18 protein-coding genes are annotated in these 16,167 nt (G+C 71.7%); 10 read left to right on the forward strand and 8 right to left on the reverse strand.

Features of this window, described 5'->3' with window-relative positions; all coding sequences use genetic code 11:
• Positions 1-98 precede the first annotated feature (98 nt).
• Positions 99-707, reverse strand: coding sequence for a TetR/AcrR family transcriptional regulator (locus GT042_RS18055; protein ID WP_345943818.1), 609 nt, complete (start codon positions 705-707; stop codon positions 99-101).
• Between the two features lie 91 nt (positions 708-798).
• On the opposite strand from GT042_RS18055, the gene GT042_RS18060 reads away from it, so the two are divergent.
• The 3 genes from GT042_RS18060 to GT042_RS18070 all read left to right on the forward strand — a co-directional run bounded on the left by GT042_RS18060 (position 799) and on the right by GT042_RS18070 (position 3,415).
• A complete protein-coding gene (locus GT042_RS18060; RefSeq protein ID WP_161309743.1) occupies positions 799-1,200 on the forward strand; it encodes an ester cyclase in 402 nt (133 codons plus the stop codon).
• Positions 1,201-1,290: 90 nt separating this feature from the next.
• Complete coding sequence (locus GT042_RS18065; RefSeq protein WP_161309744.1) at positions 1,291-1,977, forward strand: SDR family NAD(P)-dependent oxidoreductase; 687 nt, start codon at positions 1,291-1,293, stop codon at positions 1,975-1,977.
• A gap of 142 nt (positions 1,978-2,119) precedes the next feature.
• Positions 2,120-3,415: a serine hydrolase domain-containing protein gene (locus GT042_RS18070; RefSeq protein WP_161309745.1), complete on the forward strand. Its 1,296-nt coding sequence runs from the start codon at positions 2,120-2,122 to the stop codon at positions 3,413-3,415.
• Positions 3,416-3,516: 101 nt separating this feature from the next.
• Here GT042_RS18070 and GT042_RS18075 read toward each other — a convergent pair whose 3' ends face one another.
• Positions 3,517-4,773 carry an SGNH/GDSL hydrolase family protein gene (locus tag GT042_RS18075; protein ID WP_161309746.1) on the reverse strand — a complete coding sequence of 419 codons (1,257 nt, stop codon included), beginning with the start codon at positions 4,771-4,773 and terminating at the stop codon, positions 3,517-3,519.
• A gap of 185 nt (positions 4,774-4,958) precedes the next feature.
• Here GT042_RS18075 and GT042_RS18080 point away from each other — a divergent pair, with 185 nt between their 5' ends.
• The 4 genes from GT042_RS18080 to GT042_RS18095 all read left to right on the forward strand — a co-directional run bounded on the left by GT042_RS18080 (position 4,959) and on the right by GT042_RS18095 (position 7,738).
• Positions 4,959-5,258: a DUF4235 domain-containing protein gene (locus GT042_RS18080; RefSeq protein WP_161309747.1), complete on the forward strand. Its 300-nt coding sequence runs from the start codon at positions 4,959-4,961 to the stop codon at positions 5,256-5,258.
• Positions 5,259-5,347: 89 nt separating this feature from the next.
• Positions 5,348-6,028 carry a CatB-related O-acetyltransferase gene (locus GT042_RS18085; protein ID WP_161309748.1) on the forward strand — a complete coding sequence of 227 codons (681 nt, stop codon included), beginning with the start codon at positions 5,348-5,350 and terminating at the stop codon, positions 6,026-6,028.
• An 88-nt stretch (positions 6,029-6,116) separates the two neighbouring features.
• Positions 6,117-6,707 carry a TetR/AcrR family transcriptional regulator gene (locus tag GT042_RS18090; RefSeq protein WP_161309749.1) on the forward strand — a complete coding sequence of 197 codons (591 nt, stop codon included), beginning with the start codon at positions 6,117-6,119 and terminating at the stop codon, positions 6,705-6,707.
• Positions 6,704-7,738 carry an alpha/beta hydrolase gene (locus GT042_RS18095; RefSeq protein WP_161309750.1) on the forward strand — a complete coding sequence of 345 codons (1,035 nt, stop codon included), beginning with the start codon at positions 6,704-6,706 and terminating at the stop codon, positions 7,736-7,738. Before GT042_RS18090 ends, GT042_RS18095 begins: the two co-directional genes overlap by 4 nt.
• Before the next feature lie 164 nt (positions 7,739-7,902).
• On the opposite strand, the gene GT042_RS18100 is transcribed toward GT042_RS18095, so the two are convergent.
• The 3 genes from GT042_RS18100 to GT042_RS18110 form a co-directional block, all read right to left on the reverse strand.
• Positions 7,903-8,676 carry an SDR family oxidoreductase gene (locus tag GT042_RS18100; protein WP_161309751.1) on the reverse strand — a complete coding sequence of 258 codons (774 nt, stop codon included), beginning with the start codon at positions 8,674-8,676 and terminating at the stop codon, positions 7,903-7,905.
• Positions 8,677-8,783: 107 nt separating this feature from the next.
• Entirely contained in the window at positions 8,784-9,695 is a 912-nt protein-coding gene (locus tag GT042_RS18105; RefSeq protein ID WP_161309752.1) for a LysR family transcriptional regulator, read from the reverse strand.
• 59 nt (positions 9,696-9,754) lie between these two features.
• Positions 9,755-10,363, reverse strand: coding sequence for a TetR/AcrR family transcriptional regulator (locus GT042_RS18110; RefSeq protein WP_161309753.1), 609 nt, complete (start codon positions 10,361-10,363; stop codon positions 9,755-9,757).
• Between the two features lie 121 nt (positions 10,364-10,484).
• Between GT042_RS18110 and GT042_RS18115 the strand changes: the two genes are divergently transcribed.
• Positions 10,485-11,018: a DinB family protein gene (locus GT042_RS18115; protein ID WP_161309754.1), complete on the forward strand. Its 534-nt coding sequence runs from the start codon at positions 10,485-10,487 to the stop codon at positions 11,016-11,018.
• A 35-nt stretch (positions 11,019-11,053) separates the two neighbouring features.
• On the opposite strand, the gene GT042_RS18120 is transcribed toward GT042_RS18115, so the two are convergent.
• Positions 11,054-11,320 carry a helix-turn-helix transcriptional regulator gene (locus tag GT042_RS18120; protein WP_161309755.1) on the reverse strand — a complete coding sequence of 89 codons (267 nt, stop codon included), beginning with the start codon at positions 11,318-11,320 and terminating at the stop codon, positions 11,054-11,056.
• A 107-nt stretch (positions 11,321-11,427) separates the two neighbouring features.
• Here GT042_RS18120 and map point away from each other — a divergent pair, with 107 nt between their 5' ends.
• Together map and GT042_RS18130 are read left to right on the forward strand one after the other, a co-directional pair.
• A complete protein-coding gene (gene map / locus GT042_RS18125) occupies positions 11,428-12,246 on the forward strand; it encodes a type I methionyl aminopeptidase (RefSeq protein ID WP_161309756.1) in 819 nt (272 codons plus the stop codon).
• 171 nt (positions 12,247-12,417) lie between these two features.
• The gene (locus tag GT042_RS18130; protein WP_161309757.1) at positions 12,418-13,521 is read left to right on the forward strand and encodes an MBL fold metallo-hydrolase; all 1,104 of its coding nucleotides are present in this window, start codon (positions 12,418-12,420) and stop codon (positions 13,519-13,521) included.
• A 33-nt stretch (positions 13,522-13,554) separates the two neighbouring features.
• On the opposite strand, the gene GT042_RS39170 is transcribed toward GT042_RS18130, so the two are convergent.
• Together GT042_RS39170 and GT042_RS18140 are read right to left on the reverse strand one after the other, a co-directional pair.
• The gene (locus GT042_RS39170; protein ID WP_237530904.1) at positions 13,555-14,316 is read right to left on the reverse strand and encodes an ATP-binding protein; all 762 of its coding nucleotides are present in this window, start codon (positions 14,314-14,316) and stop codon (positions 13,555-13,557) included.
• Positions 14,317-14,389: 73 nt separating this feature from the next.
• The coding region (locus GT042_RS18140) for a helix-turn-helix transcriptional regulator (RefSeq protein WP_161309758.1) at positions 14,390-16,167 on the reverse strand (1,778 nt) is incomplete at its 5' end.

Raw genomic sequence — 16,167 nt, forward strand, 5'->3', positions numbered from 1 at the left:
GTCCTCCGCCTTGCGATCGCACGCACCAGACACCGCGAGCCCCGCCCTGCGGGCGGACGACCCCACTTCGCGGACACGCCCTAGGGCCGCGCTCGGTCTCAGGTGAGGGGCCAGTTGCGGAGGGTGGCGTCGGCCAGGGACTGGAGTTCTTCGCGGGGGACGCCGCTCGCGGCCTGTACGGCCAGGCCGTTGGCGAAAGTGGTGAGGTGGCGGGCCAGGAGGGACGGGTCGGTCCGCGGGGGGAGGTCGCCTTCGTCCACCGCGCGCCGGAAGCGGTCCCGGACGCGGGCGTAGCCGTCGTTGCGCCACGCGATCAGGAGGTCGCGGACCTCCTGGCCGGAGTCGCTGGTGGTCAGGGCTCCCTGGACCCCCAGGCAGCCGTGCGGGTGGGCCGGGCGGGTGGTGGTACGGATGGTGCCGGCCAGGATCGCGGTGGCGACGCCCAGGGCCGTCGGCTCTTCCAGGGCGCGGGCCAGGTAGGCGCTCGGGCCTTCGGTGTAGCGCTCCAGGGCCTTGCGGAACAGCTTCTCCTTGTTGCCGAAGGCCGCGTACATGCTGGTGGTGGAGATGCCCATCGCGTGGGTGAGGCCGGCCGTGCTGGCCCCCTCGTAGCCGTGCTTCCAGAAGAAGAGCATGGCGCGCTCAAGAGCTTCGTCGGCGTCGAATCCTCGCGGGCGGCCCATGGGGCCGGTCTGTTTCGTCTCCACACCGGGAGCGTACTCCTTCCGCATCGATCGCTACGGAAGTGCTAACGTTCGACTTCCGTAGCGATCGCTGCGGAAGTCGAAGGGGTGTCCCATGTCCGAGAGTGATCTGCGCGCCTTCTACCTGCGTTACGTCGAGACGCTCAACGCCCACGAGTTCGACGGTATGGACGAGTTCATCAACGACCTGACCACCCTGAACGGTGAGCCGGCCACACGGGACGACCTCATCGCCGTACAGAAGGGCGACGTGGACGCGGTCCCGGACCTCCACTGGGAGGTCAAGGAACTGCTCTTCGACGGTGACCGTCTGGCCGCGCGCCTGGTCAACACCGGTACCCCGGTGAAGGAATGGCTCGGCGTGACCCCCACCGGCGCCTCGTTCGAGATCGTCGAGTACGCGATCTATCAGGTGCGGGACGGACGGTTCGTCCACATGACCGCCCTGCACGACGCCGGTGAGCTCTTCCGGCAGCTGGCCGGCCGACCTTCCTGATCGGCGCGAGCCGACGACGGGATCGGCGCGAGCTGACGGGATCGGCGCGAGCCGACGGCCCCTTGAATCACCTACCTTGCGAGGGTTCGCATGACCATCACATTGATCACCGGTGCCAACAAAGGCATCGGCTTCGAGACCGCCCGGCAGCTTCTCGCCCTGGGCCATGTCGTCTACATAGGCGCTCGTGACGTCGAGCGCGGCGAGAAGGCCGCGGCGGCGCTCGGCGCGCGATTCGTACGGCTCGACGTCACCGACGACGCGTCCGTGAGCGACGCGCTGGCGACGATCGACGCGGCCGAGGGCCGGCTCGACGTCCTCGTGAACAACGCGGGCATCCTGGGGGACGGGGTCACCGACGGTCCCACGGCGCTCCGGGCGTTCGACACCAACGCGGTGGGGCTCGTACGGGTCACGGAGGCGGCGCTTCCCCTCCTGCGCAGGTCCGCGAACCCGACCGTGGTCAACGTCTCCAGCAGCGCCGGGTCCTTCTGGGCGGTGACCCATCCGGACCGGCCGGAGTTCCATCTGCCGCTGGCGATCTACTCCGCGTCCAAGGCCGCGGCCACGATGCTCACGGTCCAGTACGCCAAGTCCGAGCCGGGCATCAGGTTCAACGCCGTCGAGCCCGGGACCACGGCGACCGACCTGACCGCGGCGTTCGGAATCGGCAGGACGCCCGAGGAGAGTGCCCGGGTCGTCGTGCGGTTCGCGACGCTCGGCACGGACGGTCCGACGGGGACCTTCCAGGACGAGAACGGTGAAGTGCCCTGGTAGCAGGCGTGCAGCAGCCGTGCGGATCCGAACGGGTGGATTCGACAGACACGTCAGTAAATATGACCTTCGCAAGGGTTTTTGGTGCTGATGTGGGGCCGTTCGAGCCCTGACGCGAAACCCTGACTGGAAAAGGTGCCACGGTATGCGACGTAGTCCCCGCCGCCGGCTGTTCGCCGCGACGCTGTTCGTGGCATCCGTGCTGGTCCCGGTGACGGCGGCCCCCGCCGCGACCGTCCAGGCCGCGACCGTCCAGGCCGCGACCGTCCAGGCCACGACAGTCCACGCCGTGACCGCCGACCGGCACGAGGGGTACAAGGGCTACGAGGGGTACGAGGGGTACAAGGCGTACGAGGAGGATCCGCGCCCGGCCGGCGGTCTCGGGCCCGAGCTGACCGCCCGGCTCGACAAGGCGATCAGGGACACCCGCCGGCAGGCGCGCATTCCCGGGGTTGTCGTCGGCCTGTGGATGCCGGGCAAGGGAAGCTACGTCCGGGCGACCGGCGTCGCCGACACCGTCACCCGCGAGCCGATGACCGTCGACCCCTTCGTACGGATCGGCAGCGAGACCAAGACCTTCACCGTCACCGCGCTGCTCCAGCTCGTGGACGACCACCGGATCCGCCTGGACGACCCGATCTCCCGCTACGTCCACGGTGTGCCGGACGGTCACCGGATCACGCTCCGTCAGCTCGCCGAGATGCGCAGCGGTCTGTTCCCGTACACCTCCGACGCGGACTTCACCCATGACCTGCTGAGCGACCCGGAGCGTTTCTTCACCCCGCGCGAGCTGCTCGCGTACGGCTTCAAGCACGCGAACACCTTCGCGCCGGGTGCGCGGTTCGAGTACTCGAACACCAACCTGGTCCTGCTCGGCCTGGTGATCGAGAAGGTGACCGGTCACCGGCTCGCGGACGTCATCGACCGGCGGGTGCTCCGCCCGGCGGGCCTGGACGCCACGCTCTTCCCGTACGGAACCGAGTTCCCCGAACCGCACCCGCACGGGTACACCGACCAGACGCTGAGCGGAGCGGTCGCCGACGCCACGTACTGGAATCCCAGCTGGGCCTGGGCCGCCGGGGCGATGATCTCGAACCTGCACGACCTCCGCCGCTGGGCGAAGGTCGTCGCCACCGGGGAACTGCTCAGCCCGCAGACCCAGGCGCAGCGCCTCAAGACGCTGCCGACGGGCTTCCCCGGCACCACGTACGGCCTCGGCATCTTCGAGACCAACGGATGGATCGGGCACAACGGCTCCATCCCGGGGTACGAGACGGTGACGGTCTACCTGCCCTCGGAGAAGGCCACCCTGGTGATCATGATCAACACGGACTCGACCACCAGCAGCCAGGGCCAGGAGCCGTCCACCCTCCTCGCCCGCGCGGTCACGGCGATCGCCACGCCCGACCACGTCTACGACGGCGCGGTCGTCACGCCCTGAACGCAGCGTGGAGCCGTTCGGCCGAGGTGGGGCGGCGGCTTCCGGGCCTACCCGGACGCACCGTTCCGGTGGGCGCCGCCGCCCCGCCTCGGGGTGTGCTTCTAGCGTGAGCACCTCAGGGAGTTCAGGTTCACGGTGTCCGCCATCAGCTTCATGCCCGCGTCGTTCGGGTGCAGGTGATCGCCCGCGTCGTACGCCGGGAGCATCTTCGTCGGCGCCGCGGGATTACGTATCACCGCGTCGAAGTCGACCACCGCGTCGAACGCGCCGCTGCGGATGAAGCGGTTCACCTCCTGGCGGATCGCCTCACCGTTCGCGTTCCACTCGGGCCAGCCTTCGTACGGCATGACCGTCGCGCCCACGACACACGCGCCCCGCGCCCGGGTCCGGTCGATGATCTGCCGGTACGCGGTGATCAACTGGGCGGCCGTCGGGGCCGGGTTGGCCTTGATGTCGTTGACGCCTTCGAGCAGGATCACCGTCCGCAGACCCCGCTGCGACAGGACGTCCCGGTCCAGCCGCTTCAGCGCGCTCACGCCGGCGCCGTCCGTCAGCACCTTGTTGCCGGAGATGCCCTCGTTGGCCACGCCCTTGAGGGTGGTCCCCGTGGTGGCCTGGAGACGGGCCGACAGCAGGTCCGGCCAGCGGCGGTTGGTGTCCGGCGTGGAGTTCGAACCGTCCGTGATCGAGTCGCCCAGGGCGACCACCGCCCCGGTGCCCGCCGGTGCGTCGGCGACGACGGCGTCGAGGTAGTAACGGAAGCCCGTGGTCTGCGTGTAGGCCGTCGCCGCCTCGGCCGCCGCGTGGTTGCCGGCGGGTGCGATGTACGAGGTCTGACGGCCCATCTGGTGACCGGTCGCGGTACCGGCGGCGCTCTGGACGTAGATGCTGACCGCGAGATCGGCCTGCGCCCGTACCGTACCGGGCAGGGGGTCGCTGTACACCGATCCGCCCGCCGGTACGGTGACGGCCGCCGCCCCGCCGAAGGTCAGGGCCCGGTTCGTACCGGCCGCGACGGCGGCCCCGGACGCGCGTACCCCGACGTAGGCGCGGCCGAAGGTGACCGGCTGCTCACCGAAGGCGTTGGAGAGGCGGATCCGCAGGGCGCTGCCGCCCGCGCTGGTGCGGATGATGAGGCGGTGCGTCCGCCCGGCCACCGCCGCGTCGAGCCGGTCGGCGCTCGCGCCCCAGGTGACGACCTGGGTGGTCGCGGCGGCGGACGTGGCCCGGGAAACGGTCCGCGAACCGGTCTGTGATTCCGCCTGCGACACGGCCGGGGTCACGAGGGCGGTGGTGAGCGTCAGAGCGAGAAGGGTGCTCGCGCGGCGGGCGCGGCGGAGTGACTGCGGTCTGTTCATAGCGGGTGAGGTCCCTCTCATCGTGGCCATGAGCATGTCACCTGCTTGCACGGGCGGAGTCCGCTCCCGGTTCACGGCGGGGTGTTCCTGGTTCACAGCCGGGTGTTCCCGGTTCGCGGCGGGGTGTTCCCGGTTCGCGGTGGGCCGCTCCGTGTGCTTCCGCTTCGCGCGGGCATCCGTCCGGTGTGACGAAGAAGAAGCGGAAACTCACCCTCGCGTACAAGCCCGTCGGCTTTGTTCTCGGCTGGGCGGGCGGGGCCCTGGCGGGACTCGCCTTCCAGCGGACCTGGAAGGTCCTGCGCCACGAGGACGACGCCCCGGACGCCCTGGACCGTGATCGCGGCTGGGGCGAGATCCTGCTGGCGGCGGCGGTCCAGGGCGCGATCTTCGCGGTGGTACGGAGTGCGGTCGACCGGTCGGGAGCCAAGGCGATCGAGCGGGCGACGGGGACCTGGCCGAGTGACGGCGGAGGCGGCAGGGACTGACGGGTCGCGTAAATCGGTGTTCTCTCCGGCGCGGTGCGGCGAGCATGAGGCCGGTCACCGACCCGCGACCCGGAGGGACAACGTTCGCCATGTCCACGCCCCCGCCCACCTCCACGCCCCCGCCCGTACCCGCCGACCCGTCCGTGCTCCATCCGATGCCCGGCCAGAAGAGGGTGGTGCTGCTCAGGCCGCTGGTGACGTCCCCGCTGATCGAGGTCGGGGAGTACTCCTACTACGACGACCCGGACGACCCGACCGCCTTCGAGACGCGCAACGTGCTCTACCACTACGGTCCTGAACGGCTGGTCATCGGTAAGTTCTGCGCACTGGGCACCGGCGTGCGGTTCCTCATGAACGGCGCCAACCACCGCATGGACGGCCCGTCCACGTTCCCCTTCCCGACGATGGGCGGCTCCTGGGCCGGGCATTTCGACCTCCTCACCGGGCTGCCGAACCGGGGCGACACCGTGGTCGGGAACGACGTCTGGTTCGGATACGGCACGACGGTGATGCCCGGTGTACGGATCGGGCACGGCGCGATCATCGCCTCCGGCGCCGTGGTGACCAAGGACGTGCCCGACTACGGAATCGTCGGCGGCAACCCGGCGGGCCTGATCCACATGCGGTACGGCGACGACGACGTGGCCCGGCTGCTCGCGGTGGCCTGGTGGGACTGGCCGGCGGAGCACATCACCGAGCACGTGCGGACGATCATGTCGGGGAGCGTCGCCGACCTTGAGGAGGCCGTCCCGGGCGCCCGTCGCCCGTGACCGGCGCAAGCCGTTTGCTCTGCCTAGGGGTCCTAGGTTAAAACTAGAGATCCTAGGTGGATGTGGAGGGCGGGAAGGGGGACGGCGCATGGCGCGGGCCGGGCTGACGGTGGAGCGGGTGACCGTCGCGGGCGCCGAGGTGGCGGACGAGGTGGGGCTCGATCAGGTGAGCATGTCGCGGGTGGCGCGGCGGCTCGGTGTGAAGGACGCGAGCCTCTACACGTACGTCCGCGGTCTGGAGGATCTGCGCGGCCGGATCGCGCTGCTCGCGGCGGACGAGAAGACGATCCGTATCGCGGAGGCGACCGCCGGGCGGTCGGGCAAGGACGCGCTGGTCGCGTTCGCCGACGCCTGGCGGGAGTACGCCCACCGGCACCCGGGCCGCTACGCGGCGACCCAGGCCTCGATCCGGATCGACCCCGAACTGGCCGCAGCGGCGCCGGGACCGCGGCGTGCGGTGGAGCTGACGTACAGCATGCTGCGCGGTTACGGACTGGCCGAGCCGGACCTGACCGACGCCGTCCGGTTGCTGCGCAGCACGTTCCACGGGTTTGTCGCGCTGGAGGCCGCGGGCGGATTCGCGCACCGGCGCGCGCCCCAGCGGTCCTGGCTTCGCGCCCTCGACGCCCTGCACGTCCTCCTGGAGCACTGGCCGCCCCTCGAAGGAGACCCCTCATGACCGACCCGACCGTCGGCAGCCTGCGCGTGAACGGCGCGACTCTGCACTACGAAGTCCGCGGCCACGGCCCGCTTCTGCTGTTGATCCCCGGCGGGACGGGCGGTGCGGCCTCCCTCGGTGACCTGGCCGCCGTCCTCGCCGATGAATACACCGTCGCCACGTACGATCCGCGCGGCATGGCCCGGAGCGCGCTGGACGACCCCGAGGCCGGGCAGAGTGTGGCCGAGCACGCCGACGACGCGTATCGGCTGCTGGAACTGCTGTCACCCGGTGAGCCCGCCCGGGTCTTCGGCGCCAGCTCGGGCGGGATCGCCGCCCTGCACCTGCTGACCGCCCGTCCGGAACGTGTCGAGCGCGTCGTGGTGCACGAGCCTCCGGTGGTGATGGTCCTGCCGGACGCGGCCGAGCATCGCCGGCTGCTCGCGCGGGTGGGGGAGACGCTTCGTACGGAAGGGCTCATGCCGGCGATGGCTGTGTTCGCGGCGGGGTTGAAGGGGGACGGCGATGCCGCCGAGCCGAAGGCGGGGGGCGAGGTGGGGGCCGAGGTGCAGGTGGAGGCCGAGGTGCAGGTGGAGGCCGAGGTGCAGGTGGAGGCCGAGGCCGAGGTGAAGGCCGAGGTCGAGCTTCCGCCGCAGGCGGCGGCGAGGGCAGAACAGACGATGGCCGGACTGCCCTACTTCGTCGGGCGCATCGTTCCCGCCTTCATGTCCTACACCCCGGACGTGGACCGGCTGGAGGCGCTGTCGGACCGGCTCGTACTCGGCGCGGGCGAGGACTCGCGCGGCGAACTGGCGTATCGCCCGGCCGCACTCCTGGCCGACCGCCTCGGGATGGACCTCGTGCACTTCCCCGGCGGCCACATCGGCCTGACCACCCACCCCGCCCGCTTCGCCGAACTCCTCCGCGAGACGCTCCGCGCCGACTGTCGGCCGGGAGGCTCGTGCCCTTCGGCCGGGTCGGCCGGGTCGGCCGGGTCGGTGGGGTCGGTCGGATCGGTCGGATCGTCGTCCGTGGCTTCCGCCGCGGAGTAGGAGGTCGGATGGGCGGTCACTTCCACGCTCCGCGTCAGGGTGTCGGGAGCCGCTCAGGTCGAAGTCGGACTCCAAGTGCACCCGGAATCCACGCAGTTCGATGCCGTGCCCGGCCGCGTTGGCGGTGAGGAGCACGTGGCCGAGGGCGGGGGTGGGCCCGTACGTCAGTTGCGTCCGGCCATCACGCCGCCGTCCACGTTCCAGACCGCGCCGGTGACCCAGGCCGCGTGAGGGGAGAGGAGGAAGCGGATCGTGGCGGCGACGTCGGTCGGTGTTCCGGTGCGGCCGGCGGGGTGGAAGGCGTCGAACGAGTCCAGTACCTCGTCCAGTTGGTCCTTGGCGATGAACGCCTCGTAGATGGGGGTCCTGACGACGGCCGGCGCCACCGCGTTGACGCGGATGTGGTGCGGGGCGAGTTCCATGGCCAGGTGCTGGGTGAGCGCGTGGAGACCGGCCTTGGCCATGGAGTAGGCGGAGGACGGGGTGGCCGCGACGGCCTGATGGGCCCACATGGAACCGATGTTGACGACGGCACCCCCGGCACCCGTCTCCGCCATGTTCGCGGTGACGGTCTGGGTGAGCAGGAACGCCGCCTTGCTGAAGGCGTGGTAGCGGTCGTAGTCCTCCTCCGTGTGCTCCCAGAAGGGCTTCGGGGTGAAGACGCCGGCCGCGTTCACCAGCAGCTCCGCGTCGGCGTGCTCCTGGGTCAGCCGCTCGCGGAGGGCGTGGACGTCCTCTGTGCGGGTGAGGTCGGCCGTGAGGGTGTCCACCGTGCCGAGCTTCTCCAGCACCCGGGCGGCCGAGGCCGCCACCTGGGGGTCGCGGCCGACGACGACGGCCGTGCCGCCTTCCAGCATCACGAGGCGCGCCGCCTCCAGCCCCATGCCACTGGTGCCGCCGATCACGATGAGCTTCTTGCCGCCGAAGTCCTGGCTCATGATTATCTCTATCTACTAGTTGGTAGGTGTCGGGCGGTACGTCTCGACGCTATGTCGTCCGTGTCCGCTCGGGTAGACGCTCCTCGGTGATGGGGCCATAGCGGCTGCTACTGGCCGAGAGGCGGGCTGAGGGGCGGGGCCGGCGGGGCCGGTTCGGTGGCGAGCAGGGAGACGAGCCGCGCGAGGTCGGCGGTCAGGGGTGTGTCGCGGCTCCACACGGCTTCGTACCGGATCTCCACGGGCCGGCCGGAGCGCACCAGCGGCCGGCACGACGCATGCGTACCGGCGACCTTCGAGGCGGGGAGCAGGGCGGCGCCCAGGCCGAGGCCGGCCCATTCCTCCAGCACCCGGTAGTCCGACGCCTCGCCGGGATAGCGGCGCAGCGGCAGGCCCCGGTCGTGGAAGAGCGCGGTGGTGAAGGCCGTCAGGCCGCAGGTGTCGGGGACGAGGATGTACGAGGCGTCCGCCGCGGCCTCCAGTTCCAGCGGCGTGTCCGCGATGGTGGAGGAGGGGTCGACGACCACGACCGGCTCGCGGTGGACGACCCGGTGCTGGAACCGTGGCATCGGCCGCACCGCGGGGATCAGGACGACGTCCAGGTCCCCGGCCGTCAGACCGGCTTCCAGGTCCTCCCCGTCGGCTTCCCGGAGGACCACGGCGCGCGGCGGGCCGAGGGCGCGGGCCGCGTCGAAGGCGCGGGCGACGAGTTCGGGTCCGATCAGCGGTGACAGGCCCACGCGGACGGTCTCCGGCGCCGGGTCCGCCAGGCGCCGGGCCTCCGCGCTGACGGAGTCCAGGGCGGACAGGGCGCGCTCCACCAGCGGCAGGATCCGCGCCCCGTGCGCGGTGGGCCTGACCCCGCGCGGGGACCGGTCGAACAGCTTCAGGCCCCACTCCTCCTCCAGGCGCGCGATTCCGTTGGACAGCGCGGGCTGGGTCACCCCGTAGGCGCGGGCGGCGGCGCTGAACGACTTGGTCTGGGAGACCGCTCGCGCGTACCGCAGTCCTTCGATGTTCACGGCACCGCCGCCCTTTCCGTTCCCCGCCCTCTCGGCTGCCCCCTCTGCTCCGTGCTCCGTCAGTGCGCCGCGCGCGGACGCAACCGCTCGACGGCCGAGGCGGCGACACCGTCGAAGTAGGACACGTCACCCAGGGCGCGGGCCGTGAACATCGCTCCCTGCACCGCCGAGAGGAATCCGCGCGCCGCCTGCCCGGGATCCGGGGTCGCGGCCAGTTCGCCGGACGCGATGCCCTGGGCGACGAGGCCGGTCAGCCAGTCGACGTTCGCCGCGAAGAACCGTGCCACGGCCCGGCGGGCCTCTTCCGGGACCGCCTCGGCCTCCGCCGCCAGCGTCGCGCACAAGCACGCCTGTCCGTCCTCCAGTCCTTCGCGGTACAGACCCGCGTAGAACTCCAGCAGTCTCACGGCGCCCGGTCCGCCCTGCCCGGTGGACCGCTGTTCCAGGGACGGCTGCTGGGCCGACCGCAGCCGGGCCATGAAGTCGCCGCTGTACCGCGACACCATCTCCAGAGCCAGGTCCGCCTTCGTCGGAAAGTGGTGGTGGACGCTCGGCTTCCTGATCCCGACCGCCTCCGCGAGATCCGCGTAGCTGAACGCGGCGTAGCCCCGCCGCCGCACCACGGACGTGGCGGCGTCGAGAAGCTGGGTGCGCGTCGTCGTACTCATGCGTTTACGCTACCTACCAGAAGGTAGATCGACAAGTGGAGCGCGCGGGCGCCGCCGTTCTTCGCGGCGCGCACGCCGTCGGCCCGTCCACCACCGCCGTCCGAAAGGCAGACCGACCGCCATGTTCGACATCGAAGAGCTGCTGCGTGAGTACGACCGCGCCCGTGCCTACACCGACCAACTGTGGACCGATCTCCCCCCGGACGAAGTGCTGTGGCGCCCGCACGACGACTCCAGCGCCATCGGATGGCACGTAGGACACCAGGCCCACGTCGCCCACTTCATGGTCCGCAACCTGACCGCCGCGGAACCGAGTCCCGACCCGGCGCTGGACGCGCTGATGGATTCGGCGACTCCCGAGCGTGGCCGGGGGCAACTGCCGGAACTGGAACGGCTGTCCGCGTTCCGCGCCGCCGTCGCCGAGAGTGTCCACCGCCGTATGACGGACATCAGGGAGGGCCGTGTCGGCGCACCCCGGCAGCTCGCTGTCGTGGCCGGGCACCTGCTGACCACGATCATCAACCATGAGTACCAGCACGACCGGTGGATCGGGGAGGTCCGCGCCCGCGACCTCGGCCGTCCCCTGCCTGACGCCCCCGACTCCGACAAGATCACACGCGTCGACGGCTACCTCATGGTGTGCGCCCCGTCGTAGGCACCGCGAGCCAGACCCCACTTTGCGGACACGCCCTAGGACGCCTCGCTCAGGGCGGGGTCCGTGCGCCAGACGAGGGCGAGGTCCGACAGGGGTACGTCCAGAACCTCGCTGAGGCGGACGATGGTGCCGAACGCGGGGGTCGGCAGGCGGCCCGTTTCGATCTTGCGGAGGGTTTCCGGCGAGATCTCCGCCGCCAGGGCCACCTCGACGGGGCTGCGCCCGGCTCGGGCGGCGCGCAACGCCGCTCCGAGGCGTCGGCCCGCCTCGATCTGTTCGGGAGCGAGCGGATAGCGAACCATGCGCTCATGCTAGGTGGGCGGGTGTGCGGCGGCAACCGTCCTCCGTGACTGGTATAAATATACCTGTCAGTGTGCCGGAGGGTGCCCCGGAGGAAACGAGGAACGCAGTGATCGAGCTCAAATCTCCCCAGGACATCGAGCGTATGCACGTCACTGGACAGTTCCTCGGCCAGGTGCTGGCCGAGCTGGGTGACCTCGCCGCCGTGGGGGTCAACCTCATGGACCTGGAGCATCACGCCCGCCGCCGGATCAAGGAGCGCGGCGCGGAGTCCTGCTACTGGGACTACGCCCCCTCGTTCGGCAGGGGCCCGTTCCGCAACGTGGTGTGCCTCTCCATCAACGACGCCGTACTGCACGGACTGCCCCACAGCTACAAGCTGCGCGACGGGGACCTGCTGACCATGGACATGGCGGTGCGCGTCGACGGCTGGGCCGCGGACTCGGCCCACTCCGTCGTCGTCGGCACCCCGGCCCCGGAGGACCTGCGGCTGATCGAGGCCACCGAGGTCGCCCTGGAGGCCGCGATCGAGGTCGCGCGGCCGGGCAACAGGCTCGGGGACATCTCGGCGGCCATCGGCGGGGTCGCCGCCGCGTACGGGTACCCGGTCAACCTGGAGTTCGGCGGCCACGGTATCGGCCGCACGATGCACGAGGACCTGCACATCCCCAACGACGGCCGCCCAGGCCGCGGTTGGAAGCTGCGGCCCGGTCTGACGCTCGCGATCGAGCCCTGGTTCGCGGCCGGTACCAACAAGATCGTCCATGACCCGGACGGCTGGACGATCCGCTCGGCCGACGGCTCGCGCACCGCCCACTCCGAACACACCGTCGCCATCACCGAGACCGGCCCGCTCGTGCTCACCCGGCGCCCCGAGAGCGGCACGAGGCCGAAGGGCCGTCGGAGGTCGTCGGCGACCGGACGCTGAGGAGGACGGGTTCGCGGTCGGTACGGACTGGGGTCTTTCCCCGGTGCGAGTCCCGCCGTCCGGTGATGTCCTGAGGGGGCGTCAGCGAGTGCTGACGCCCCCTCAGCCGTCGACGGAGGGGGAGGCGCCGAGCCCGGCGTCCCCCGCCCGGAACCCCGGAAGGCCCCCACCATGAACGCAGAATCCGTACTCCCCGGCGCGCGCAACCGGCGAACCTTCGTCAGGACCGCGAGCGCCGCCCTGACCGTGCCCGCGGCCGTGGGTCTCGTCGGCGGTACGGGCTCCGGCACCGCGAGCGCCGCGGCCCCGGCGGCCGGAGCGCCCTCCGCCCTCCCGGACTTCGCGCCGATCCCGGCCGGCGCCCTCGGCCCCGCGCTCAACGCCGCCGGGTACTACGTCGGCCGGATCGACGGCAGCCTGTACTGGGTCACCGACGGCTTCTACCAGTCGATGTTCCTCAGTACGAGAGAGGGCGTCGTCCTCGTCGACGCGCCGCCGACCCTCGGGCACAACCTCCGGCGCGCCATCGACGACGTCACGAAGGTCAACGGCCGCCCGAACAAGGTGACCCACCTCATCTATTCGCACTCCCACGCCGACCACGCGGGCGCGTCCTCCATCTTCGGCAAGGACGTCATCCGCATAGGCCACAGCGAGTGCCGCCGCCTGCTGCTCCTCGACGCCGACCCGAACCGCCCGGCCCCGACGGTCACCTTCGAGAAGCGTCACACCCTGCGCGTCGGAGGAGAGACCCTGGAACTGGCCCACCACGGACCGAACCACTCCCCGGACAACATCTTCGTCTACGCGCCCGCCCACGCGACCCTGATGCTCGTGGACGTGCTCTACCCCGGCTGGGTCCCGTTCAAGAACCTCGCCGTCTCCCAGGACATCCCGGGGTGGCTCCGGTCCCAGGACATCGCCATGGACTACCCGTGGCGGACCCTCGTCGGCGGGCACCTCGGACGCCTCGGTGTGCGCGCGGACGGGGACCTGCAATGCGCCTACACCGCCGACCTGGAGTCCTCCGTCCGGCGGGCGATGAACCTCGACCCGGCGCCGTACTTCGAGAAGTACGGACCCTCCGGCAACGCGTGGGCGATCTTCCGGACCTATCTCGACGCGGTCGCCGAGCAGGCCGCCGGACCGGTCATCGCCAAGTACACCGGTGTCCTGGCCGCGGCGGACGTCTACACCCTGGACAACGCGGCGACCCTGGTCGAGTCGTTCCGGATCGACAGGGGGATCCTGGGGCCGTTCAGTACGCACCTCTGAGGCTCGCGTACCCCTTCTCTCCCCGGCCCGGGGTCAGGCCTCGGCGTCCAGGACGGACGCCAGTTGACGGCGCGAGGTGATGCCGAGCTTCCGGAACACATCTCGTACGCCGTCCGCAGGCGGACCCGCGCGTCGGCGCGGCGCTCGCGCCGCCGCAGCCACTCGCCGAACAGCGGATGGGTCCGTGCGAGGTCGGTCAGCATCCGGGTCCGGCCCAGCAGTTCCAGCGACGTCGCTCGTCGTCGCCCGCTCCTCCGTCCGGCCGTACGTCTCCGCCGCAGTGTCACGGACTCCGGCCCGGATCGCGGCCTCGACGATGTTGGGGAGCATCAGGTGGCTCGCCGGACCTGGACCGGCGCCGGCGCCGGGCGCCGTGACGGGCGTCGTGGCGGGTGCCGCGCCGGGGTCGTACCCGGCGTTGCCGACGAGGTAGCGGTCGGCCGGGACTCCGGCGACCACGCCGAACGCCGAGCCCAACGCCTCGCTCTGCGGGGCCGAGAGGCTGTCGAGCCGCGGCAGGGAGGGCCGCAGCAGCCGGTGAAGCGCCGCGAAGCCGAGACGCTTCTCCGACTCGACCCCGGCGATCCTGACGACCCGCACGTCGGCGTGGCTCCCGGCGGCGTGGCCGAGCAGGCGGGTCTTGCCGATCCCGGGCTCTCCGACCAGCACCAACGAGCCGCTCTGTCCGTCACGTACCCCGTTCAGAAGCTCCGCGAGGAGCCGCCGCTCCTCCTGGCGGCCCGTGAGCGGGACCTGGCGGTCACGGGCCCCGACGACCGGTACGTTTCCCGTCATGTCCGTGCCGCTCCCGGGAAGCTGAGGCGCGCACGCACCGGTGCCGGGACGGCGTGTTCTCCAGGCACGGACCCTAGGGCACGGGCCGGACGGTGCCTGACCCGCCCTCGCGGGTGCGCAGAGCGTCCGCGAGATGGCGGCGCGACGAGATGCCGAGCTTCGCGTAGATGTGCGACAGGTGGTACTCGATCGTCTTCTGGCTGACGTAGAGCTCCGCCGCCGCTTCCTGGTTCGTCCGCCCGCCCGCTATGACGTACGCCACCGACAGCTCGCGTTCCGTCAGGGACAGCAACTGGCTGGGGGCGTCGTCGGGCGCGGTGAGCCCGCTCGCGGCCAGATCCGCGTCGCAGCGCCGGACGAACGGAGCGGCCCGCAGCGCGCTGAACCGGCCGTGCGCCGTGTTCAGCCACGTCGCCGCGTCACGCCGTGACGTGGAACCGGTGGCCAGCAGCAGCCTGCCGTACGCGTGCTCCAGCCTGGCGCGGTGGAACGGCGCCGCGTCGGCGTCCGCGTCCGCCCCGGCGACGGCCGCGAGGGCCTGCCGGTAGATCACCAGGGCGTCCCGGGGGCGGCCTTGGGCCTCGGCGAGCAGTCCGGCGAGTCTGGCCGTCACCACCCCGAGGTAGCCGGTGCCGTCGAACCCTTCCCGCAGGTCGCGCAGCGCCCGCTCGGCGCTGTCCAGCAGGCCGCAGCCCGTCAGCGCTTCGACGAGCAGCGACTGCTGCCACAGCCAGAAGGGTTTGAAGCGCAGGCGGAACCCGCCGGCCGCGGACGACGGGCCGCCGGGTGGGTCCGGTGGTACGCCGAGCGGATCCGGCGTGCTGGCGCGCGGGTCCGCCGGGTCGTCCAGCAGGGGCCGCAGCGCGCGCAGCATCGCGGGGAAGTCGGCCCTGGCCTGGGCCAGCGTCGCCCCGGCCAGGGCCGAGTAGACGATCTCCGTGGAGGCGCCGAGGGTCCGCGCGAGACGGGTGAGGTCGTCGATGTGCCGCTGGGCGCTGTCCCACTCGCCCCGGCCCGCCCGGACGCAGACGGCCGCGAAGCGGGCCGCCGCGTCCCCGAACAACTGGTCGTGGGCGCCCGCGACGGCGAGTGCCTGGTCGGCGGTGGGCTCGCTCTCGTCCCACTCCCCGGCCAGGTACTGGACCACCGAGAGCAGCGAGAGCGTGAGAGGGCCGAGTTTGGAACCGGCGCCCTGCCGGTCGCGCTGGGCCACGGTACGGAGATCGGCGCGCGCCGCCGGGAGCTTTCCCAGGAAGAGACGCAGGACGCCGCGGGTGGCCAGCGTGTCCAGACTGTCGTTCCGTACGGCGGAGCTGTCGGCCGGCAGGTGGGAGAGGTCCTTCAGCGCCGCGCTCGGACCCTGGTCCCAGAGCCGGCCGGTGGCCAGGACCGCGCGGGTGAAGTCCGTGGTGGTCGGGTCGAGTCCGCCGAGGGCGAGGGTGCGGCGGGCGATCTCCACCGTCTCCGCCCCCCGGCCGTGCCACAGGGTGATGTTGGCCAGGAAGGTGCCGGCCAGCACGGCGACCGAGTCGGCCGTGGGCTCCGACAGCGCTTCCCGCCAGGCCTGGGTCAGGTGCGCCTCGGCGCTGGGGAGCCGGCCCGCCATCATGTCGAGGATCCCCAGGACGCAGGAGCGCAACGACCCCGGCGCGCAGTCCTCGACCTGGTGCCGCAGCTTCGCCGACCAGGCCGGCTGCATGGTGAGCAGGGACTGGGCGCACGCGCCGAGCAACCGCCGTTCGCGGTCGGCGAGGTCGCCGGAGAGCGACGAGGCCCACCACAGCCGGGTGGCGGCCAGGGCGTTGCGTCCGGCGGCGGCCTCGTCCGCGCCGGAGCGTTCGAGCTCTCCGG

It is taken from the genome of Streptomyces sp. SID3212, assembly GCF_009865405.1.
Taxonomy (GTDB): Bacteria; Actinomycetota; Actinomycetes; order Streptomycetales; family Streptomycetaceae; genus Streptomyces.

Excerpts from the sequence above, each read along its gene's own strand:
- GT042_RS18060 (WP_161309743.1), top strand. The coding sequence starts at position 799 with ATGTCCGAGAGTGATCTGCGCGCCTTCTACCTGCGTTACGTCGAGACG.
- GT042_RS18095 (WP_161309750.1), top strand. The coding sequence starts at position 6,704 with ATGACCGACCCGACCGTCGGCAGCCTGCGCGTGAACGGCGCGACTCTG.
- GT042_RS18070 (WP_161309745.1), top strand. The coding sequence starts at position 2,120 with ATGCGACGTAGTCCCCGCCGCCGGCTGTTCGCCGCGACGCTGTTCGTG.
- GT042_RS18090 (WP_161309749.1), top strand. The coding sequence starts at position 6,117 with ATGGCGCGGGCCGGGCTGACGGTGGAGCGGGTGACCGTCGCGGGCGCC.
- GT042_RS18075 (WP_161309746.1), bottom strand. The coding sequence starts at position 4,773 with ATGAACAGACCGCAGTCACTCCGCCGCGCCCGCCGCGCGAGCACCCTT.
- GT042_RS18130 (WP_161309757.1), top strand. The coding sequence starts at position 12,418 with ATGAACGCAGAATCCGTACTCCCCGGCGCGCGCAACCGGCGAACCTTC.
- GT042_RS18085 (WP_161309748.1), top strand. The coding sequence starts at position 5,348 with ATGTCCACGCCCCCGCCCACCTCCACGCCCCCGCCCGTACCCGCCGAC.
- GT042_RS18065 (WP_161309744.1), top strand. The coding sequence starts at position 1,291 with ATGACCATCACATTGATCACCGGTGCCAACAAAGGCATCGGCTTCGAG.
- GT042_RS18115 (WP_161309754.1), top strand. The coding sequence starts at position 10,485 with ATGTTCGACATCGAAGAGCTGCTGCGTGAGTACGACCGCGCCCGTGCC.
- GT042_RS18110 (WP_161309753.1), bottom strand. The coding sequence starts at position 10,363 with ATGAGTACGACGACGCGCACCCAGCTTCTCGACGCCGCCACGTCCGTG.
- GT042_RS18120 (WP_161309755.1), bottom strand. The coding sequence starts at position 11,320 with ATGGTTCGCTATCCGCTCGCTCCCGAACAGATCGAGGCGGGCCGACGC.
- GT042_RS18100 (WP_161309751.1), bottom strand. The coding sequence starts at position 8,676 with ATGAGCCAGGACTTCGGCGGCAAGAAGCTCATCGTGATCGGCGGCACC.
- GT042_RS39170 (WP_237530904.1), bottom strand. The coding sequence starts at position 14,316 with ATGACGGGAAACGTACCGGTCGTCGGGGCCCGTGACCGCCAGGTCCCG.